The organism is Trinickia caryophylli (assembly GCF_034424545.1).
In the GTDB taxonomy this organism is placed as follows: domain Bacteria; phylum Pseudomonadota; class Gammaproteobacteria; order Burkholderiales; family Burkholderiaceae; genus Trinickia; species Trinickia caryophylli.
In genome coordinates, this window is record NZ_CP139970.1 from 2,030,814 (window position 1) to 2,052,154 (window position 21,341).

Annotated in this window: 19 protein-coding genes; all 19 read right to left on the minus strand. The window is 65.4% G+C overall.

Going from position 1 to position 21,341, the window contains the following annotated elements; all coding sequences use genetic code 11:
- Positions 1 to 8: 8 nt before the first annotated feature.
- The 19 genes from U0034_RS09180 to flhC all read right to left on the minus strand — a co-directional run bounded on the left by U0034_RS09180 (position 9) and on the right by flhC (position 21,231).
- A complete protein-coding gene (locus U0034_RS09180) occupies positions 9 to 737 on the minus strand; it encodes an RNA polymerase sigma factor FliA (protein ID WP_085230578.1) in 729 nt (242 codons plus the stop codon).
- A gap of 30 nt (positions 738 to 767) precedes the next feature.
- The gene (locus U0034_RS09185) at positions 768 to 1,634 is read right to left on the minus strand and encodes a MinD/ParA family ATP-binding protein (RefSeq protein ID WP_085230579.1); all 867 of its coding nucleotides are present in this window, start codon (positions 1,632 to 1,634) and stop codon (positions 768 to 770) included.
- Positions 1,627 to 3,483 carry a flagellar biosynthesis protein FlhF gene (gene flhF / locus U0034_RS09190; protein ID WP_085230580.1) on the minus strand — a complete coding sequence of 619 codons (1,857 nt, stop codon included), beginning with the start codon at positions 3,481 to 3,483 and terminating at the stop codon, positions 1,627 to 1,629. Before flhF ends, U0034_RS09185 begins: the two co-directional genes overlap by 8 nt.
- The gene (gene flhA / locus U0034_RS09195) at positions 3,480 to 5,585 is read right to left on the minus strand and encodes a flagellar biosynthesis protein FlhA (protein ID WP_085230581.1); all 2,106 of its coding nucleotides are present in this window, start codon (positions 5,583 to 5,585) and stop codon (positions 3,480 to 3,482) included. Before flhA ends, flhF begins: the two co-directional genes overlap by 4 nt.
- On the minus strand, positions 5,582 to 6,781 hold the full coding sequence (flhB, locus tag U0034_RS09200) for a flagellar biosynthesis protein FlhB (RefSeq protein WP_085230582.1): 1,200 nt from the start codon (positions 6,779 to 6,781) through the stop codon (positions 5,582 to 5,584). The genes flhA and flhB overlap by 4 nt, the downstream gene beginning before the upstream one ends.
- Before the next feature lie 205 nt (positions 6,782 to 6,986).
- Positions 6,987 to 8,219, minus strand: a complete 1,233-nt coding sequence (locus tag U0034_RS09205; protein WP_233211872.1) for a DUF3443 domain-containing protein — start codon at positions 8,217 to 8,219, stop codon at positions 6,987 to 6,989.
- 25 nt (positions 8,220 to 8,244) lie between these two features.
- Positions 8,245 to 8,757, minus strand: coding sequence for a DUF2844 domain-containing protein (locus tag U0034_RS09210; protein WP_085230583.1), 513 nt, complete (start codon positions 8,755 to 8,757; stop codon positions 8,245 to 8,247).
- A 261-nt stretch (positions 8,758 to 9,018) separates the two neighbouring features.
- A complete protein-coding gene (gene cheZ / locus U0034_RS09215; RefSeq protein WP_085230584.1) occupies positions 9,019 to 9,723 on the minus strand; it encodes a protein phosphatase CheZ in 705 nt (234 codons plus the stop codon).
- Positions 9,724 to 9,725: 2 nt separating this feature from the next.
- Positions 9,726 to 10,118 (minus strand): chemotaxis response regulator CheY, encoded by a 393-nt coding sequence (cheY, locus tag U0034_RS09220; protein WP_085230585.1) that lies wholly within the window; start codon positions 10,116 to 10,118, stop codon positions 9,726 to 9,728.
- Positions 10,119 to 10,190: 72 nt separating this feature from the next.
- Complete coding sequence (locus tag U0034_RS09225) at positions 10,191 to 11,237, minus strand: protein-glutamate methylesterase/protein-glutamine glutaminase (RefSeq protein ID WP_327197054.1); 1,047 nt, start codon at positions 11,235 to 11,237, stop codon at positions 10,191 to 10,193.
- 59 nt (positions 11,238 to 11,296) lie between these two features.
- Positions 11,297 to 12,055 (minus strand): chemoreceptor glutamine deamidase CheD, encoded by a 759-nt coding sequence (gene cheD / locus U0034_RS09230; RefSeq protein WP_085230586.1) that lies wholly within the window; start codon positions 12,053 to 12,055, stop codon positions 11,297 to 11,299.
- The gene (locus U0034_RS09235; RefSeq protein WP_085230587.1) at positions 12,052 to 12,996 is read right to left on the minus strand and encodes a CheR family methyltransferase; all 945 of its coding nucleotides are present in this window, start codon (positions 12,994 to 12,996) and stop codon (positions 12,052 to 12,054) included. The genes cheD and U0034_RS09235 overlap by 4 nt, the downstream gene beginning before the upstream one ends.
- Before the next feature lie 235 nt (positions 12,997 to 13,231).
- Positions 13,232 to 15,217, minus strand: coding sequence for a methyl-accepting chemotaxis protein (locus U0034_RS09240; protein ID WP_085230588.1), 1,986 nt, complete (start codon positions 15,215 to 15,217; stop codon positions 13,232 to 13,234).
- A gap of 97 nt (positions 15,218 to 15,314) precedes the next feature.
- On the minus strand, positions 15,315 to 15,845 hold the full coding sequence (locus U0034_RS09245) for a chemotaxis protein CheW (RefSeq protein ID WP_085230589.1): 531 nt from the start codon (positions 15,843 to 15,845) through the stop codon (positions 15,315 to 15,317).
- A 23-nt stretch (positions 15,846 to 15,868) separates the two neighbouring features.
- A complete protein-coding gene (gene cheA, locus U0034_RS09250) occupies positions 15,869 to 18,064 on the minus strand; it encodes a chemotaxis protein CheA (protein WP_085230590.1) in 2,196 nt (731 codons plus the stop codon).
- Positions 18,065 to 18,149: 85 nt separating this feature from the next.
- Positions 18,150 to 18,515, minus strand: a complete 366-nt coding sequence (locus U0034_RS09255) for a response regulator (protein ID WP_085230591.1) — start codon at positions 18,513 to 18,515, stop codon at positions 18,150 to 18,152.
- Positions 18,516 to 18,581: 66 nt separating this feature from the next.
- Positions 18,582 to 19,607, minus strand: coding sequence for a flagellar motor protein MotB (gene motB, locus U0034_RS09260; protein WP_085230592.1), 1,026 nt, complete (start codon positions 19,605 to 19,607; stop codon positions 18,582 to 18,584).
- A 27-nt stretch (positions 19,608 to 19,634) separates the two neighbouring features.
- Positions 19,635 to 20,495: a flagellar motor stator protein MotA gene (motA, locus tag U0034_RS09265; protein ID WP_085230593.1), complete on the minus strand. Its 861-nt coding sequence runs from the start codon at positions 20,493 to 20,495 to the stop codon at positions 19,635 to 19,637.
- A 172-nt stretch (positions 20,496 to 20,667) separates the two neighbouring features.
- Positions 20,668 to 21,231 (minus strand): flagellar transcriptional regulator FlhC, encoded by a 564-nt coding sequence (flhC, locus tag U0034_RS09270; protein ID WP_085230594.1) that lies wholly within the window; start codon positions 21,229 to 21,231, stop codon positions 20,668 to 20,670.
- Between the last annotated feature and the right edge of the window lie 110 nt (positions 21,232 to 21,341).

Below are 21,341 nucleotides of genomic sequence, written 5' to 3' on the forward strand. Positions count from 1 at the left end.
CATACGTCTCAATCGACGCTGGCCCAGGCCATTTCCTTCAACCGCGCGCGCAGCCGCGCCACGGCCTGGCTGTGCAACTGGCACACGCGCGATTCGCTGACTTCCATCACCGCACCGATCTCGCGCAGGTTCATCCCGCGCTCGTAGTACAGCGACATCAGCAGCTTCTCCCGCTCGGGCAGCTTTTCGATCGCTTCGACCAGCGCCGCACGCAGGCTATCGTCGAGCAGCGCCGAGAGCGGGTCCGTATGATCGACGCAGTAGCGGTCGAGGAACGGTTCGTCGTCAGCCGAGCGATCGAAGTCTTCGTAGTAGATCAACTGCGCGCCGTGCAGGTCCTGCAGCATCGACTGATAGCTGTCGAGCGGCATGTCCATATGCTCGGCCACTTCGGTCTCGCTCGCCGAGCGCCCGAGCCGCTGCTCGACCTTATGCACGGCGGATTCGACCTCGCGCGACGTCTTGCGCAGGCTGCGCGGCAGCCAGTCGTTGTTGCGCAGTTCGTCGAGCATCGCACCGCGGATGCGCTGGCTCGCGTACGTCTCGAACTGCGCACCCTGGTCTTCCTTGTAGCGGCTCGCCGCATCGAGCAGGCCAATCATCCCGGCCTGAATCAGATCGTCCAGATCGACGCTCGCCGGCATCTTCGCCACGAGCTGCAAACCAAGTCTCCGCACGAGCGGTGCATATTGGGTCAACACATCCGTCTGGGACATTTTCCCCTGAGCGTTGTACATCGAGGGCCCCCTTCTCCTGTCCCTAACGTTTCAAGCGTGGTGGCGCGCGGCGGTGGCATCGGCGAGTGCCGACGCCGGCATTGCCGTGCGCACGGTTACCGATTCGCGCGTCACCGCACGCATCGGCCAATAAAGCATTTCCGCCGCAACATGCCGGAAATCGCGGGCTGCCGGCGCCGACGGGTAAGCGTCGACCACACAGCGCCCGAGTTCGAGCGATCGTTCCATCAGCGGATCGATAGCGACGCATCCGGCGTCCGCAATCGATACGGTCAAGTAGCGCGCAGCCACCTCGGCGAGGTTGTCGAACGTCGTATGCGCGTCCGCCGGGCTCGATACGTGGTTGACGAGCACGCGGAACTGCGCAATCGCGTGTTCGTAGTGCAGGCGCTTCATGCACGCATACGCTTCCGTGATCGCCTGCGCAGCCACCCGCGTGACAACCATCACGTCGTGCGCCTGCGCGGCCAGCGCGGAAAGCGCGCCCCGGCGGTCGAGCCGCGCGTCGATCAACACCACGTCGGCCGGCCCGGAGAGCATCGCGCCCAGTTGCGCGGCGCTGTAGCCCGCGCAGTTTTCGCGCGACGCGGCGAGCACCGAAAAACCAAGTGCGTGACGCGGCGCGGCATCCTCGATCCCGATCTGTCCGTCCAGAAACGCTCGCAGGTTGCCCGCGCTCTGCACCCCGCCCACCATCGCCGAGACGGAGTGGGCGCCGAGGCACTCGTCGATGACGAGCACGTCCTTGCCAAGCCCCGCGAGCGCTGCCGCGAGATTGACGACCGTCGACGTACAGCCGACGCCCACAGGCCCTCCGGTGACCGCTACGACGCGCGAGCCGCTCTTCGCGAGCAGCCGGCGCAGCCCTTCGGCTTGGTCGGTGACGTGTTTATCCAAAGCGGACCTCATGCAATTCTGCGTTGGAACGGCTCGAGAGCGAGGAGAGCAAGGCGGGGATGTCGTCGTCGTGCGGCACGAACGGCGATCCGCCGCGCGGAATGCAGAACGCGCTCTTGATCAAGAACTTTTTCGTGGCCACGTACAGGTTCTCGGGCACTTTCTGGCCCGTCGAAACGTAGTGCACCGGCAGCTTGTAGCGAATCACGGTATCGAGCACGCCGCCGAGGTTCGTCGCCTCGTCGAGCTTCGTCAGGATGCAGCCCGCGAGTTCGGGCTGGCCTTCCGTGCTGCGGTAGGCCTGCACCACTTCGTTGAGCGTATCGGCATGGCTCGTCGCGTTGAGCAGCAACAGGCGCTGAACGGGCAGGCCCGCGCCGCAGAGCATCGCAATCTGGTCGGACACCGAGCGGTCGCGCTGGCTCATGCCGATCGTGTCGATCAGCACGATGTGCTTGTTGCGCAGCTCGGTCAGGGCCAATTGCAGGTCGGCTGCATCCTTGACCGCGTGCACCGACACGCCGAGGATCTTGCCGAAGATGCGCAGTTGCTCGTGGCCGCCGATCCGGTAGCTGTCGGTCGTGAGCAGTGCGACCTTGCTCGCACCGAAACGCATCACGCAGCGCGCGGCGAGCTTGGCCGTCGTCGTAGTCTTGCCCACGCCCGTCGGCCCCATCAGCGCGAACACGCCGCCGCGCTCCATCAGCGCGTCTTCGTTCTCGAGCACTGGCAGGTTCGTAGCGAGCACCGACTGCACCCACTCCATGCCAGCATCCACGTTCTCCTGTTCGGGCAGGCGGTCGACGATCGTGCGCACGAGCTGAGCCGAGAAGCCGGCCGCGAAGAGCTGCTTCGTGAGCTCGCCCTGCACCGGGTTGCGGCGCTGGCGCTCGGCCCAGACGAGGCCCGCGAATTGTTCTTCCATCATCCCGCGCATCGACGAAAGCTCGTTCATGACGGTCTGATTCACGACTTCCTCGATGCGCGCGCGCACCGCTTCGTTGATCGCCGCCGCATCCGCATCGCTCGCGCCTTGCGCACGCGGGCCCAGGCCCTCGAACGCCGGCGTGATGCGCGGAATCGCGCGGCGTGCCGCCACGTCGGCTGCCTCTTGTGCCCAGTCGGGCGTCTCGGCCGCGAGCAGTTCGTCGGGCGACAGGATCTTGCCCGTCGCGCCGAGGCCTCGCGCCGCGGCGGCGGCCGGCGTCATCGGCCGCGCCTTCACGGGGCTCGCCGTATGCGCGGCGCGCTGCTGCTGGGCAGCGATGCGCTGTGCGTGATCGATCAGCCAGGGGTTCGACTCGGCCATCGTCTGCGCCGGCTCGGCGGCGGCCGGCTTCGGCTCGACCGGCGCCGCGGCCGCAGGGCGGGCGGCGGCCGGCGCGGCACGCATCGGCTTCGTCTCGCCGCGCGACCGCGCGGCGGCGGCCACGCTCGCCGCATCGGTTGCGGGCGCGCCGTTGGCGCCGACTTCCGGGCTCGCGCCGAACACGGCGGAAAACACGTCGGGCATACCGTTGGCACCGCTCGCATACGGGTTCGCGGCCATCACGCCCGGTACCGCAGGCGGCAGGGCCGCAGCCGGCAGCACGGCAGCAGGCGTCGCGATAGCGGGACGCGCGTCCGGCAAGTCGTAGCCCTGCGAACGGTAACCGCCGTGGGAAGACGAAGCGGTATCGTTCGAGGCCGGCGCGATCGCGGCGAATTCGGTATCGGCAACGGCGACGATTTCGACAGTGCCGTCTTCGTTGGTGCGGTTGGACAGAACGACTGCATCGGCACCGAGGGCCTCGCGCACGAGACGCAAGGCATCGCGGCTCGTGGCGCCAATGAATTTACGAATGTTCAAGCTAGACCCCCGATGAGGTTAACGACTTTGATCGTGCGCGTCTCGGGCACTTCGGCATACGAGAGCACTTTCAATTGAGGCAGGCTGCGGCGCAGGAATCGCGCGAGCATCGTGCGCAGCGCGTGCTGCACGAGCAGTACCGGCGGCAGCCCGGCGTTCTGTTGACGGATGATCGCGCGCTGCGTCTCCGTCAGAAGCGTGTGGGCGAGACCCGGCTCGAGGCCAGGGTTGTTGCCCGTGGAGAGCGCGCCGGAAAGCACGCGCTCCAGATTCGAATCGAGTCCCATGACCTGCATTTCGCCATTGCCCGGGTACCACTGCTGCGTGATCGCACGGCCGAGCGCGAGGCGCACGAGGGCGGTCAGTTCGTGGGCATCGCCCGACTTCGCGGTCTGCTCGCTGAGCGACTCGAGGATCGTGCGCATATCGCGGATGGGCACGCCTTCCTCGAGCAGGTTTTGCAGGACCTTTTGCAGCGTCGAGAGCGACAGCGTCTTCGGCACGAGATCCTCGACGAGCGACGGGGCGTCCTTGCCGATGCGCGTGAGGAGCGCCTGCACTTCCTGGCGGCCGAGCAGCTCGGCGGCATGCTGGACCACGAGGTGGTTCAGGTGCGTGGCCACCACGGTGCTCGCATCGACCACGGTGTAGCCGTACACCTGGGCCTGCTCGCGCAGATTCGTGTCGATCCAGACGGCCGGCAGACCGAACGCGGGGTCCTGGGTCGGCGTGCCCGGCAGGGCGGCCGTGACTTGGCCCGGGTTGATCGCGAGCCACTGGCCCGGGTAGCCCTCGCCCACGCCCACTTCCACGCCCTTGAGGCTGATGCGGTAACCGTTCGGACGCAGCTCGAGGTTGTCGCGGATGTGGATGACGGGCGGCAGAAAGCCGATTTCCTGCGCAAACTTCTTGCGGATGCTCTTGATGCGCTTGAGCAGTTCGCCGTCGGTGTTCTTGTCGACGAGCGGGATGAGCCGGTAGCCGACTTCGAGGCCGAGCGTGTCGATGAGCGTCACGTCGTCCCAGCTCGCCTCGGTCGCTTCGACAGGCGCGGCGACGGCCGGAGCGGCATCCACGAGCACGGCGCTCGCCTTCGCGCGCTCGGCGCGCTTTTTCATCGTGCGGCCGAGCTGCACGGCGCCGCCGCCGAGCAGCAGGAAGGCGAAGTGCGGCATGCCGGGAATCAGGCCAAGCACGACGATGATGACGCCGGTGATCATCAGCACGCGCGGGTTCGTGAAGAGCTGCCCCGTGAGCTGGGTGCCGATGTCTTCGTCGGTGGCCACGCGCGAGACGATCACGCCGGCCGCGGTCGAGATGATGAGCGACGGGATCTGCGCGACGAGGCCGTCGCCGATCGTCAGCAGCGTGTAGGTCGTGCCCGCCGAGGCGAAATCCATGTTGTGCTGGACCATGCCGACGATGAGCCCGCCGAACACGTTCACGACCATGATGATGAGGCCCGCGATCGCGTCGCCGCGCACGAACTTCGAGGCACCGTCCATCGCGCCGTAGAACTCGGCTTCCTGCGACACCGCGAGACGGCGCTTGCGTGCGCCTTCTTCGTTGATGAGGCCCGCGTTCAGGTCCGCGTCGATGGCCATCTGCTTGCCGGGCATTGCGTCGAGCGTGAAGCGCGCGGCCACTTCGGCGATACGGCCCGCGCCCTTCGTGATCACCATGAAGTTGATGACCATGAGGATCGCGAACACCACGATACCGACGGCGAAGTTGCCACCCACGAGGAAGTGGCCGAACGCCTCGATGACGCGGCCGGCCGCCGCCGGGCCCGTATGGCCGTCGAGCAGCACGATACGCGTGGATGCGACGTTCAGCGACAGCCGCAGCAGCGTCGAGAAGAGCAGCACGCTCGGGAAGGCCGCGAAATCGAGCGGCTTCATCGTGTACATGCTGACGAGCAGCACCATCACCGACAGCGCGATATTGAACGTGAAGAGCAGATCGAGCAGGAATGCCGGCAACGGCAGGATCATCATGCCCAGGATCATGCAGATCAGGATCGGACCCGCGAGCGCGCGCAGGTTCGTTCCTGCCAGCATCTGCGGGCCCTTTCCGAAGAAGGTTCCGACGCGTGCGTTCATACTGCTGCTCCCTTATCCGCGCCGAGCGCTTCGTTTTCCTCTTCTCGCATGTCCTCTTCCGAAACAGGCCCCTTGTCCATCTCCGCCGGTACGTCGAGTTCCGTCGGCGCGGCCGGCACGTCGCCGCCCTCGGCGCGGAACCGGCGCAGTTGATAGACCCACGCGAGCACCTCGGCCACGGCGTTGTAAAGCACGCCCGGGATTTCGCGGTTCAGTTCGACGTTGTGATAGAGCGCCCGGGCAAGCGGCGGCGCTTCGAGCAGCGGCACGTTGTGCTCGGTCGCGAGTTCGCGGATGCGGGCGGCCACGAGGTTCACGCCCTTGGCGACCACCTTCGGCGCGCGCATCTGCCCATCGGTGTACTGAAGCGCCACGGCGTAGTGCGTCGGGTTGGTCACGACCACGTCGGCCTTCGGCACGTTGGTCATCATGCGGCGGCGTGCCATCGCGCGCTGCTGCTGGCGAATGCGGCCCTTCACGTGCGGATCGCCTTCGTTTTCGCGGTGCTCGCGCTTCACTTCTTCCTTCGTCATGCGCAGCTTCTTGTGGTACTGCCAAAGCTGATACGGCACGTCGAGCGCGGCGATGACGAAAAACCCGCCTACCGTCGTGCCGCAGCACACGGCAATCAGCGAGAGGCCATGCCCCATGGCGGCTGTCAGCGATTCGGTGGGCAGTGCGAGGATTTCGTCCTTGCGATGCCAGACGGCCAGGGTGCCGATCACACCGACGACGAGCACCTTCGCGAGCGACATGCCGACCTGGATCGGACCGTTCAGCGAGAAGATGCGGCCCATGCCCGTCATCGGATTGACGCGCTCGGGCTTGAACTGGAGCACGTTAGCCGTGAGCAGCCAGCCGCCGAGCGCCATCGGCGCGATCAAGGCAGCCACGCCCGCGAGTGCGAGCACCGGAGCGACGGCCTTGATGCCCTCGATGCCGGCCGTGCCGGCGCCGATCAGCATGCGGTTCGTGTCGAGGGCAAACGCGTGATCGAACGTGAACGCGCCCCGCAGCATCGACTGCAGGTGCATGCCGATCGAACCGGACAGCCCCCAGACGCCGAAGAAGCCCGCCGACAGCAAGGCGAACGTCGCAAGCTCCCGCGAACGCGCAACCTGCCCTTCCTCGCGCGCCTTCTCCAGGCGCCGGGGAGTGGCTGATTCGGTCTTTTCGAGGTCGCTATCCTCTGCCACGGGGTTTTCTCCGCTCCGGTCACGGCAACATGCCGCTTTTCAATGAGAGGAATTATTCCCGTAGGGGGCAACCGACGATCGACGGATAAGGACGGGGAAAGGGGTGTATTTCGAGTGATCGGTTTGCCGGCCTTAATAAGGGAAAACCCGGATCACCTCGAAAAAGGCGATCCGGGTCGTAAGGACGGCGAAAGGTAGGGCGGAATCAGAAGGCGACGTAAGGGGTCTGCGAGCCGCCGACCTGCGTCATGTCGTAGCCGAAATAGACCGTGCGGCCGTAGAAGAACGGCATGCCGACGTCGAAGTAGCCTGTCAGACCGATGTGTCCCGCGAGGTCGTTGAACGCGAAGTTGCCGCTGTTAAACAGCGTGAACGCGCTCTGGATCGGCAGCGTAACCGTACCGGACGCCGCCGCACCCGATGCGTTCGACACCGATACCGTGCGTGTGGTGGCCGATGCCGGGCAGTACCAGCTTGTATAGCCGCTTTGCGAGCAGGTGGTGAGCGAGTTGTCCTCGAAGAAATAGCCGTTCGACCCCGAGTCGAAGAACGCCGCTGTCAGCGCCGCGCTGTTGAACGAGCCGTTGACGTTGCCGCCGGAGTCGGTGCCGAATTTCTGCGAAGCGGACAGCACATTGTTCGACTGTGTACCGATGCCGAACGTCATCGTGCCGGTTGCGGACGTCGCCCCACTGGAGCTGACCGCGGGCATCGTCAAAAGAATCCCGTTGTTGTCGCTCGAGAATTTGACGACCGGATTCGTGACTTGATCGGCGAGCGCGACCGTCGTCTGAGTGCAGCTGGTACCGCCCGGGCACTTGAAGTACGGGCTGCCCGAGGCACTATTCACGCAACTCGAACCGCAGTCATACGGGGACACACCGATGCCCAGAATGCCGTTGGCGCCGAGCGCCGATACGGTGTTTTCAGCCGTGCCCGTATTCGCGCAGACCGTCGGCACCGTCGAGGACGACATGTCGCCGATTACGGCGACCGGTACGCTGCCCGCCGTCTTGCCGCCGATCGTCACATCGGCCTTGCGCACCGAGCCCCAGGTGTAGCCATCGGCGAAGACGGTACATTCGGCAATCTGATTGCCGCTCCCATCGGTCGTGACCGCAAGGCTGCCGAGCACTTGCGACATCGCCGTATTCACGATGCGCAGGCCGTAGGACATCGTATCGACCTGGATATTGTTGATCGTCTGGCAGTTACTTGTGCTGCCGGGCGCGCATACGGTCACGCTCACCATCGGCAGGTTGACGACGCCTGTCGCATTGGAAACGGTAACGGTCACCTGATTGGCGCCATTGCTGTTGGAACTGCTCGAACTGCTGCCGCTATCGCCACCACCGCCGCCGCAGGCCGCCATCGCCGCAGCGAGGATTATCGCCCCCAGTGCGCGCCACGCGCGCACGAATCCGTTGTTCGCGTTCAAGATCGTTCTCCCTCGTCCCCGTCGGTTATTGGATATCGGTCGCGCTCAGCCCGGAGGGCAGCGAATCGGGCAGATAGGCATTGCCGAAATACAGGCCCATGTGGCCACCGGAGTGAACGACGAGACCCGATTGCTTGACGGCGACAGGGCCATGGCCCACGCGCTGCGCACGCTGCGCTTCGACGGCGCTCGTGTATTGAGGGAAATAGCTGCCGAGCAGCGTGGCCAGATCGGGCGCGAACGGCCCCTTCCACGCAATGCCGAACACGTTGCCGTCCGTGCCTACGTATTCTCGTACGACCGTGCCGGACGAAAGCGTCGTTTCTTTCACGGTATAGGCTGCCGCGCTCGATGCGGTGGACGTCGACGTGCTCGTGGTCGAGGCCGCGCGGGCGACGGGATTGACGGTTTTGGCGGTGGCGCCGGACGGCGTCGTCATCGGCGCGCCGCCGAGCACGGCATACGCCGGTGCACAAACGGCGACCGCGCCGGCGGCAATCGCGGCCGGCAACAGTACGCGGACGAAACGGATAGTCATAGCAAGTGTTCTCCTTGTGGTCTTTTTGGGAGCGTCGCCTGAAACCGCGTGGCCCTCGCGCTCACAGCCATCTCAAAATCATTTCGAATGTAACTTACATAGGCATTTCGGGGTACTAGCATGTCCTGCAAAATTTGCACCCAAATGTCATAAAACAACACGCGGCCACGCTGCGCCCGTGTGCCGCACGCAAGCAACAAAAGGCGGGACCGCAAGCGCGGACCCGCCGTGTAAAAAGGGGAAGCGAGGAATGCCGATTCGTCAGAACCCGAGGCTTGCGAGCAGATCGTCGACCTGCTGCTGATCCTGCACGACGTCGGTCTTGCCTTCGGGGTTGATCTGCGGCCCGTTGAGCAGCGACGCGGGGCTGCCGGTCGAGCTCGGCTCGGCAGCAAGCTGCGCCGCCGTGGCCGCGAACTGCTCGCGCCGCTCGGGTGCGATATTTTCGACGAGCACGCCGAGCAATTGCTGTTCGATGATGTAGACGACATCCATGATCTTCTTGATGACCTGGCCGGTCAGATCCTGGAAGTCCTGCGCCATCATGATTTCGAGCAGTTGCGCGTTCGTGGCGGTGGTCGTGTCGGGCACGCGAGCCAAGAACTCGCGCGTCTCCGTCATCAGCGCCCGCACTTCGTCGCGCTCGATCGGCGCCTCGAACCATTTGGCCCAGCGCGCGTCGAGCGAAGACGCATCGCTTTCGAGCTTGTCCTGCATCGGCTTGGCAACGTCGATGGCGGTCAGCACGCGCTCGGCTGCCTGTTCGGTCATCGCCGCGACGTACTTCAGGCGGTCGCGCGCATCGGGCACCACCTCGGCGGCCCGCTCCACATGCTTGTCGAGGCCGAGTTCGCGCATGGAATCGCGCAACGTCCTCGTCAACTGGCCAATACGGGCCAGAATGCGGTCTGCCGCATCGGAGCTATGCTCCCCGCCATGTCCGCCTAGATTCGTCGACTCATCCATGATCACCCTGCCTTCTGCATCTTCTCGAGGATCTTCGTGAGCTTTTCGTCGAGGGTCGCAGCGGTAAACGGCTTCACCACATATCCGCTCGCGCCGGCCTGGGCCGCCGCGATGATGTTTTCCTTCTTCGACTCGGCCGTCACCATCAGCACCGGCAGGTGCGAAAGCGCCGGATCCTTGCGGATCTCCTGCAGCATGGCGAGCCCGTCGAGGTTCGGCATGTTCCAGTCCGAAATCACGAAGTCGTAGCCGCCGCCGCGCAGGCGCGAGAGCCCCGCCGCGCCGTCTTCCGCTTCGTCGACGTTCGCGTAGCCGAGCTCCTTCAGCAGGTTGCGGACGATCCGGCGCATTGTCGGAAAGTCGTCCACCACCAGAATTTTCATGCTTTTGTCCATCTTGGTCCCTTTATCCCCAATTTCGCGAACGCGTGGCTGCCGGCCAAAACCGGGCTCGGTCGCCCTGGCCGCTTAGACGCGCTGCACTCGATCGCCCATCGTCGCCAGGCGTGCCATCACGCGGCGACTCATTTCCGAAAGAGGGGCGACTTCGTCGGCGGCACCGAGCGCGATCGCCTCGCGCGGCATGCCAAAAACGATGCAGCTCGCCTCATCTTGCGCAAGAGTGTATGCGCCCGCATTTCTCATGTCTAACAGACCCGCGGCGCCATCGCGCCCCATGCCGGTCAGAATCACGCCGATCGCGTTCTTGCCGGCATGCTGCGCCGCCGAGCGGAACAGCACGTCCACCGAAGGGCGGTGCCGGTTGACCGGCGGATCGTCCGACAGGTGCGCAATATAGTTCGCCCCGCTGCGCGCGAGCAACAAGTGTGCGTGCCCAGGCGCAATATACGCATGTCCGGGCAGCACGCGTTCGCCGTGCTCTGCCTCTTTAACGGTAATTCGGCACAAACCATTTAGGCGTTGTGCGAACGATTTCGTAAAACCGGGCGGCATGTGCTGCGCGATCATGACGGCAGGCGCATCGGGCGGCAACGGCGTAAGCAGTTCGCGAATCGCCTCGGTGCCCCCCGTCGATGCGCCGACGATGATCAGCTTTTCGGTACTGACGAGCGGGTTGTTGATCATCGGCGCGCGCGCGGCGGCAGCCGGCGCCGCGGCGCCCGGGTGCGCCTGCGCGGGCGCATGGTGCGCCACGATCTGACGCACGCGGGCACGCGACGCGGCGCGGATCTTGTCGGCAAGTTTTTCCGAATATTCGAGCATGCCGTCGCGAATGCCGACCTTCGGCTTCGTGACGAAATCCACGGCGCCCAGCTCGAGCGCGCGCAGCGTGATTTCCGAGCCGCGCTCGGTCAGCGACGACACCATGACGACCGGCATCGGCCGCAGGCGCATGAGCTTTTCGAGGAAGTCGAGCCCGTCCATGCGCGGCATCTCGACGTCGAGCGTGAGGACGTCGGGATTGTGCTGCTTGATGAGCTCGCGCGCGACGAGCGGATCGGGTGCCGTCGCGCAAACCATCATGTCCGGCTGGTCATTGATGATCTCCGTCATCAGGCTGCGGATCAGCGCCGAGTCGTCGACACACAATACTTTGATTTTCTGCACAGCTTTCACGCCTCCTTGACGGTCTTAGCGCTGTCCAACATGCCTTTCGCAAGCGAGCCCGATCCAAACGTCTCGATGCGCGGCTTCGGGCTCGCGCCGAAGAGCTCGATGCGCGGCTTGGCCGCCCCGGGCGCCGCGCCGGACGTGAACAGCTCGGCGTTCTGCTTTGCGAGCGCGCGAGCGTGACGCGCCGCGCGCGCTTCGGCCACCTGCTTGGCGAGAGCCTCTTCGCGCTCGGCGACGTTCGGCTCCTGCTGCAGGCGCAACTTCTTGACCATCGCCTGCCCCGTGGCCGGCATGAACGCGACCTTGCGCGGATGCACGCCCTGCAGATCCTCGGCGACGATGCGAATCTTTTCGAGCCCCAAATAGCGCCGGACGAACTCGGCATTGCGATCGCCGATGTTGATCGTCGTCATGCCCGCCAGCACGGCCGCGCCGCCAAACACCTTGGCCTCGAAGCGCTCTCTGCGGCCGCCCATTTTAATGAGCTCGTTGATGAGCACTTCCATTGCAAAGGCGCCGTAACGCATCGATTCGGACGCCGCCTGCGCCGGCTCGCCGTCGTCGGGCAGCATGAAGTGGTTCATGCCGCCGATGCCGGCCGTGCGGTCGTGGATGCAGGCGGCCACACACGAGCCGAGCACGGTGACGAGCACCATGTCCTCGCCCGTCGTATAGAACTCGTTCGGCAACAGCTTCACGCCGCGGCGGTTGAAGTGCGTGTCGAAATAGAGATTGTTGGCAATGGGCAGGCGGCTCATGCTACGGCCTCCTGGCCTTGCCGCGCGCGGGGCGCGCGCCCGCCCGCCACGTCGCGCGTGAGCTCGTAGACGGTCTGGCCACGCAGCCGGAACGCCTGGGTCACGTACGTGAAGTTCTCCGAATGGCCGGCGAAGAGCAGCCCGCCCGACTTGACGAGCGGCTCGAAGCGCGAGAGCACCTGCCCTTGAGTCGGCTTGTCGAAATAGATCATCACGTTACGACAGAAGATCGCGTCGAACTGCGTGCGCAGCCCGTAATCGGCGTCCGTCAGGTTCAGCTGCTGGAACTTGATCATCTGGCGCAGCTCGGGCCGCACCTTCACGAGGCCCGCATGCTGGCCCGTGCCTTTCAGGAAGAAGCGCTTCAGGCGCTCCTGCGAGAGCGGCTTGACCTGATCGAGCGAATAGACGCCGGACTCGCCTTTCGCGAGCACCTGCGTATCGAGATCGGTTGCGAGTATCGTCGCCTGGCGCGCGGCCGAATCGCCGAGCGCCTCGACGAGCGTCATCGCGATCGAATATGGCTCCTCGCCCGTCGATGCCGCCGAGCACCAGATCGAAACCGGCTGCTGGCGACGCTTCACGAACTCGGCGAGGATCGGAAAGTGGTGCGACTCGCGGAAGAAGGCCGTGAGGTTCGTGGTCAGCGCGTTCGTGAACGCTTCCCATTCGGCGGCGTCGTTCTCCGACTCGAGCAGATCGAGGTACTGGCGAAAGCTGTCGAGCCCGCGCGCGCGCAAACGGCGCGCAAGCCGGCTGTAGGCCATATCGCGCTTGTGCTCCGACAGGGAAATGCCAGCACGCCGATGAATGAGTTCGCGAATGCGGGCGAAGTCGCTGCCCGTGAACTCGAAGTCGCGATCGGCGAAAGCGCCCCGCTCGGGCAGCCCGCCGCCGGCGTCGGGCCGTTCAGGCCTTTGTGATGCGCGCGCAGACGTCATGATCCTTCTCTCAATTTCCGCAATGACAGCCGCGCCACGCGCGCCGCCTTTCCAACATCCTGCCGGCGCGGGGACCGCGCAGCGCCATGTGTCGCCCGTATGCGGGCAGGATGCCGAAATGCCACATGCTCGTTGTCTTCCACCACCGGGGCGCCGCACTTGCCGCACCGCGCCCGCCTTCCTTCAAACTTCGGAACGTCCCGGGTTCACCGCTTCGTTTTCACGGCGCCCGCGTTCAGAATGTTTCCCAATCGTCGTCCGACTTGCCCGATGCCATCGCCACCGCCGGCGCGGGTGCCGGCGCGGGTTTGGCGGCAGGCTTCGCAGCCGGCTTCGTTACCGCTTTGACGGCAGATTTGGCCGCCGGCTTTACCCCTGTCGAAGCGGGTTTGCTCGCCGGCGCGCCGGACGTGGCGGCGGCCTCGCTCGCGCCGTGCGCCTCGGCAGACGGAACGGGTGCCGGAGCCGTTGCCGGAGCCGCGGCGGTGAGCGCCTTGGCCTTGCCCGCGCTCGACGGCTTGTCGAGCGGCTTCGCCGCGGCGGGCCTGGCCGACGGCAGCACCGGCTTGCGTGCGGCCGAGCTAGTCGGGCTTGAGGCGCTGACGGACGCCGCCGAGGCGGCGCGGCTGGCGGGCTGAACCGGCGCCGCCGGCGTGCTCTCGAACGTGCCGTGAATGCGCCAGCGTCCAACGACCGCCTTGAGCTGGCGCGTCTGCTCTTCGAGCGACGCGGCGGCGGCCGCCGCCTCTTCCACGAGCGCCGCGTTTTGCTGCGTCACGTCGTCCATCTGCACGAGGGCGCGGTTCACGCCTTCGATGCCCGTCGACTGCTCTTCCGACGCGGCGCTGATCTCGCCCATGATGTCGGTCACGCGGCGCACGGCCTGGACGATCTCGTCCATCGTCGTACCCGCCCGCCCGACGAGCTCCGAGCCGCTCGCCACCTTGTCGGCCGAATCGCCGATAAGCGACTTGATTTCCTTGGCGGCCGCCGCGCTGCGCTGCGCGAGGCTGCGCACTTCGCCTGCGACGACGGCGAAGCCGCGCCCCTGCTCGCCGGCCCGCGCCGCTTCCACGGCGGCATTGAGCGCCAGAATGTTGGTCTGAAACGCGATGCCTTCGATCACGCCGATGATGTCCACGACCTTGTTCGAGCTCGTGGCGATATCCTGCATCGTCGTCACGACCTGGCTCACCACGTCGCCGCCGCGCATCGCGATCTCGGAGGCATTCACGGCGAGCTGGCTCGCCTGGCGCGCGTTCTCGGTGTTCTGGCGCACGGTGCCCGTGAGCTGCTCCATGCTCGACGCGGTCTGCTGCAGCGACGACGCCTGCTCCTCGGTCCGCTGCGAAAGATCGGTATTGCCGACTGAGATTTCGTGCGCGCCGACGTCGATCGATTCCGTGCCGCTATGGATGGCCTTTACCATCGTCGTGATGCTGGTCTGCATCTGCCGGATGCCCGCGAAGAGGCGGCCGATCTCATTGCCGCCCTTCGTTTCGACCGGGCGAGTAAGGTCGCCCTCGGCAATGCGGCTGAAATGCTCGACGGCGTCGTCGATCGGCCCGACGATGAGCTTGCGCAGCGCGATGCGCAGCACGACGACGAGCACGATGGCCACGATCACCGCACCGATGATGAGCGAGCTCATCAGCGAAATGCTCGCGTTCGACTCCGCCCGCAGCGCTTCGGCGCGCTCGCGCAGCGATTTCAGTACGCGGTCCGCCGAGTCGCCAAAGGCGACGAACATCGGGCTGATCTTCATGTCGGCGATCGCGTGATAGCCCGCCATGTCGCCCGCGCGTACCGCGGCGAACTCCGGCTCGACGCCATCGTGCAACAGCGTGGCATAGCGCGCGGCGAGCTCGCTCGAGAGCGCCGCATCGAGCCCTTCCTTGGACGCTTTCTGATAGTCCTGCCAGGCTTCGTTCGCCTTGTTGAGCAGCACCTGCGAGCGATCGAGGACCTTCTTCGCCTCTTCCGGATGGTTGCCCTCCGTCAGCACGCGAACGCGTTCGAGCGAAATGCGCGTACGCAGCAGGTAATTGCCCGCGTCGTCCAGCGCATGAATCGCCGGCAGATCGTCGCCGGCAAGCGTATCGACCGAGCGGCCTGCGCTGGACAGAGCCGTGAGCGCAAGCGCGCCGACCGCGACGGTCAACGCGACGAACAGCGCCATCATGGCAGTGAGCGTCGTGCGAATCGACCAGTTGTGCAGCATTTCCAAAATCTCCGTCGTGGTGTGCGAGCGCGGCAAACGTTGGCGCACTCGCGTCGGCACGGCCCGCGCAGGCGGCGCCGCCCGCGAGGCGCACGCGTCAGTGCGTGAACGCCTCGATCAATGCCATTTCCTTGCTGACCATCAGCTTTTCGATGTCCATCAGGATCAGCATGCGGCCTTCGACCGTGCCAAGCCCCGTCAGGTACTCGGCCGTCAGCGTCGCGCCGAATTCCGGCGCCGGCATGATCTGATCCGCGGACAGCGTGAGCACGTCCGACACGCCGTCGACGACCATCCCGACAACGCGATGCGCGACGTTCAGAATGATGACGACGGTCTGGTGGTCGTACTCGACGCGGCCCAGATGGAACTTGATCCGCATGTCGACGATCGGCACGATGATGCCGCGCAGGTTGATCACGCCCTTGATGAAATCGGGCGCGTTCGCGATGCGCGTCACGCTGTCGTAGCCGCGGATTTCCTGCACCTTCAGGATGTCGATGCCGTATTCCTCGGCGCCAAGCGTGAAGATCAGGAATTCCTGGCCGGCCGCGTCGGCCTGCTGTGCGTCGCGACGGCCGCCCGCCACGAGCGCGGTGTTCGAATTGGTGGTTTGGACTTCTGCCACGTTAGCCCCCAAACGGTTGGGAATTACGAAAAGTTCAGAGCGCCGTGCGAGGCACGAGACTCACGGTTCAGTGCTGCCACGTCAACGATCAGCGCGACACTGCCGTCGCCCAGAATCGTTGCCGCCGAGATCCCGCGCACCTTGCGGTAGTTCGTCTCGAGATTCTTCACCACCACCTGCTGCTGGCCGACGAGCTCGTCGATCAGCATGGCGAAGCGGCGGCCTTCGGTTTGCAGGATCGTGACGATCCCCTGTGTCGGATCGGTGCGCGCCCCTTCCACCGAGAACACTTCGTGCAACGGGCAGAGCGGCAGATATTCGCCGCGCACGCGCACGACGCGCTCGCCGTTGGCCACCGTGTAGATGTCCTCCGCCGACGGCTGCAGCGACTCCATGACGAAGTTCAGCGGCAGGATGAAGATCTCGCTGCCGACCTTCACCGACATGCCGTCGAGGATCGCGAGCGTGAGCGGCAGGATGATGCGCGTGGTCGTGCCCTTGCCCGCGTGGGACGTGATTTCGACGTGCCCGCCCATCGCCTGGATGTTGCGCTTGACGACGTCCATGCCCACACCGCGGCCCGAGACGTCCGTCACCTGTTCGGCCGTCGAGAACCCCGGCATGAAGATCAGGTTCCAGACTTCCTCGTCGGTCATCGACTCGCTGACCGGCATGCCCTGCTTGATCGCCTTGGCGAGAATCTTGTCGCGGCGCAGGCCCGCGCCGTCGTCGCTGACTTCGATGACGATGTTGCCGCCATGGTGAGCCGCCGAGAGCACGAGCTGGCCCGTGCCATCCTTGCCCGCCGCGCGCCGCACTTCCACCGTCTCGATGCCGTGATCGAGGCTGTTGCGCACGAGGTGCGTAAGCGGATCGATGATGCGCTCGATGAGACTCTTGTCGAGCTCGGTCGCCTGACCGAACGTGACGAGTTCGACGTCCTTGCCGAGTTTCGCCGCGAGATCGCGCACGAGCCGCGGGAAACGGCTGAACACGTAATCCATCGGCATCATGCGGATCGACATCACCGCCTCTTGCAGATCGCGCGCGTTGCGCTCGAGCTGCGCCATGCCGTTGAAGAGCCGGTCGTGCAGCGCCGGATCGAACGTGCTCGTGGTCTCCGCCAGCATCGCCTGCGTGATGACGAGTTCGCCGACAAGGTTGATCAGCTGATCGACCTTCTCCACGCCGACGCGAATCGAACTGCCTTCGCCCGCTGCCGCCGCGGCGGCCGGACGTGCCTTCTTTTCTTCCGCATGCGCGGCGGCCGGAGCCGGCGCGGGTGCGGGTGCCGCAGGTTGTGCCTGCTCTGCCCTGGCCTCCGGTGCCGGCACGGCAGGCGCCGGTGCAGCCGCGGCGGCGGGCTCGGCGGCTGTTGCCGCCGGCTCGCTCGCGACCGTCACGGGCGCTGCCGCGGCAGGCGCAGCCGGCGCTTCGGCTGCGGCTGCGGCACCGCGTACGATCTCGATCTGACTTTCGTCGATGATGAAACAGCACACGGCCGTGATATCGGCGGACGGTACCTCGGTATCGAGATGGACCACGAGGTCGCTCCCGGTCTTCGACTGTCCGACGATGTGGCCCAGGTTACCCAATTCTTCGATCAGGAGCTCCTGGTCCTTCTCCCCCACCCCCCGTAGCGTAATTTTCAGGTGAGGACCGGCGTCCGAAGCGGAGCCGGCAGCAGACGCCGTGGCGCCATGCGTGACTTCGACGGCCTGTTCGACCACGTGCTCGGGCACGCCCGAGCCGTTCGACCCGGCAGCCGGGGCCGCAGCCGGCTCCGGCGCCGCGGGCGCGCTTGCCGGCGCTGCCGCGGCAGGCGCGTTGCCGCCGTTCTTGAGACGTTCGAGCTTCGCGCAGATTGCGGCGGCCGCGGCGGCATCCGGCTCTTCGCTCGCGCGATAGGCGGCGAGCTGGTCGGCGAGCACGTCCTTCGTCTCGAGGAACGTGTCGATCATGTCCTTGCGCAGCGTCAGCTCGTTGTTGCGAGCGCGATCGAGCAGCGATTCGAGGATGTGCGTGGTTTCGGTGAGCGCCGTGAAGCCGAATGTGGCCGCACCGCCCTTGATCGAATGGGCCGCGCGGAAAATGGCCGCGAGATCCTCCGGATCGGGCGTGCCGACGTCGAGATTCAGGAGCAGTTGCTCCATCTGCGCAAGCAGCTCATCCGCCTCGTCGAAGAACGTCTGATAAAACTGTGTGATGTCGAGTGTCATGCTGAGTCACCGCGAAGAATCTTTGCCTGGCGTACGAGCGAGGTCACGCTGGTCATCCTGTTCAATATCCGGTCGCTTCCGCGCTTCATGCGTGCAATGCCGCAATGAGTTCGGTCAGCGTATCGAGGTCGAGCGGCTTGGCGATCCAGCCCGTCGCGCCTGCCGCGCGCGCCGCATCCTTGAATGCATCGCCGTCCTCGGTCGTCAGCACGAAGATCGGCGTCGCCTCGTACGCGGCTTCGGCGCGCAGCGCCGCAATCACGTCGAGGCCGCTTCGCTTCGGCATGTACTGATCCGTGAGCACGAGATCGAACGGATGCGCCAGTGCGCTTGCGAGCCCTTCGTCGCCGTCGGACGCGACCGTGACCTGATAGCCCGCGGTCCGCAGGGTCGCCGCCAGGATTTCACGCATCGCCGCCGAATCGTCGATCGCCAGAATGTCCTTGATCATGAATGCCTCACTGCGCTTCGCCGGCGCGCCGCGTTCATCGCGGCGACCCCGGCCAGCCGCTTCCTTTCAATGCTTGTCGGTTGTCTTGTCCGCCGCACCCGTTGCCTGGGCTTGCGCCTGGCTCGGGGCCGGTGCCGCGCCCAGGTGCTGCGCGAGCGGCTTCACGCCTGCCGCGTCGTCCGAGAGCGTCGTGGACGACGAATCGTCGCGCATCATCGCTTCCTCGGACCGCCGGTTCAGCACGATGATGCTGATGCGGCGGTTCTCGGGGTCTAACGGGTCCGCCTTGTTCAGGTTTTGCGTCGACGCGAGCCCGAGCACGCGCAGCACCTTGTGCTCGTCCATGCCGCCCTCGATCAGCTCCCGGCGCGACGCGTTGGCGCGATCGGCCGACAGCTCCCAATTGCTGTATCCCTTGCCGTTGCCCGCGTAAGGCACGGCGTCCGTATGTCCCTGCACGACGATGTGGTTCGGCACGTCGTTCAACGTGCGGCCGATCGCGCGCAGAATGTCGCGCATATACGGCTCCACCGCATCGCTCGCCGTGGCGAACATCGGGCGCTTTTGCGTATCGACGATCTCGATGCGCAGCCCCTGCAGCGTCGAATCGATGCGGATCTGCTGCCGGAACTGGCGCAGCACCGGATTCGCCTCGATCGCCGCCATCAGCTTGACCTGCAGATCGTGCAGACGCGCCTGCTCACGGCGCTCGAGCGCACCCGTGAGCGAATCGAGCGACTCTTCGTCGTTGCGCGCGGCCGTATGCGTCGCTTTTTCGATCGTGCCGTCCGAGCGGCGCGTGACGCCGGCCATGTCCGTCGAAATGTCGCGGCCGCCCCCTTTGAGGATGCTCGACGAGTCGGCACTCCGATCGCCGCCGAAAAGCGCGGCCTTCAGCGGCTGGTTGAAGTACTCGGCGATGCCGCGCAACTGCACCGGCGTGACGGCACTCAGCAGCCACATCAAGAGGAAGAACGCCATCATCGCGGTCATGAAGTCCGCATAAGCGAGCTTCCATGCACCGCCGTGGTGCCCCTTCTTCGCCGGCGTCACCCGCTTGATGACGATCGCCTTGTCCTTGCCTTTGCTCATCGCGCTCGCTCCCTCGCTCTCAGGCCCTTACTTGGCCTTCACGCGGCGCACGTGCTCTTCGAGCTCCGTGAACGACGGCCGCTCCGTCGAGAACAGCACCTTGCGGCCGAACTCGACGGCAATGGCGGGCGCGTAGCCGTTCAGGCTCGCGAGGATCGTCACCTTGATGCACTGGAACATCTTGGTCGACTCGGCCACGCGCTGCTCCGCGAGGCTCGCGAGCGGGCCGATCAGTCCGTACGACAGCAAAATGCCGAGGAACGTGCCGACGAGCGCCTGCGCGATCATCGCGCCGAGCACGGCAGGCGGCTTGTCGGCCGACGCCATCGTATGCACGACGCCCATCACGGCGGCGACGATACCGAACGCCGGCATCGCGTCGCCTACGCGCGACAGCGCGTGGGCGGGGCCTTCGCCCTCGGAGTGGTGCGTCTCGATCTCCTCGTCCATGAGGCTTTCGATTTCGAAGGCGTTCATGTTGCCGCCAACCATGAGCCGCAGGTAATCCGTCAGAAACTCCACGATGTGCTTATCGGCGAGGATCTTCGGATATTGAGTGAAGATCGGGCTCCTTTCCGGGTCCTCGATATCGGACTCGAGCGTCAGCGTGCCTTCCTTGCGGGCTTTCGCAAGCAAAACGTAAAGCAGCGCCATGAGTTCCATGTACACGTCCTTCGTGTATTTGGAGCCCTTGAACAGTGTCGGGAGGAGGCCGAAGGTGGCTTTGATCGTCTTCAGGCCGTTGCCGAGGATGAACGCGCCGAGGCCCGCGCCGGCAATCATCAGCAGCTCGACGGGCTGGACGAGCGCGCCCAGATGGCCGCCCGCGAGCGCATACCCGCCGAAAACGGACAGCACGGTCACGAGTGTTCCAACGAAAATCAGCACTGCCGGGTCCTCTCAATGGTCGGCGGACAGACCGCCGTTAGTCTGGTTTACGGCAGGCAAATCGAAACTTTGAGGACAAACGCACGCGGCCTGTGGACCCGTGTTAACCAGGACGGCGCCGCCGTCTGGCGCCGCTTTGCAGAATTGTCCGGCCGGACGCCCTTGGGGCGGGCTAGGCGGCGGCGAGCTGGGAGCAGCCGGTCTCGGCGGTCTTCGCGCCCGATTTTTTAGTCTTGCCCGCCCGGGACGGCGGCTGGCACAGCCCGCAGACGAAGCCGGACTGCGGATCGTGCGCATGCGCGACGAAATTGCCCCTGCAGCGCACGCACGGCGTCAACTGGAGCATGCCCGACTCGAAAAAGCGCACGAGCGTCCAGGCCCGCGTGAGACTCAGGAGCGGCTCGTCGCCATGGATAGCCGTGTGCTCGAGATAAAGCCGGTAGCTCTTGACGACGGCGCGGATCGGCTCGGTGCAGCCATGCTGCGCCATGAACCGGTAAATATTGTAAAAAAGCGACGAATGGATGTTCGGCTGCCAGGTCATGAACCAGTCCGTCGAGAACGGCAGCATGCCCTTCGGCGGCGAAACGCCTTTCAATTCCTTATAAAGCTTGATGAGCCTGTCGCGCGACAGGCTCGTCTCGGCTTCGAGCAATTGCAAACGCGCGCCGAGCTCGATCAGCTCGATCGCCAGCGTGATTTCCTTCACTTCCAGGACAACGCTCTTGGTTGCCATAACGGCTGCCTGCCCCACCTGCTTGATACCTGGCCGCCTGAGCGGACGAAATCGTTGAACGGCCAATGCCGGCCATTGCCTGCGCACGCACGCCTGCCTGGCGTGCGCGC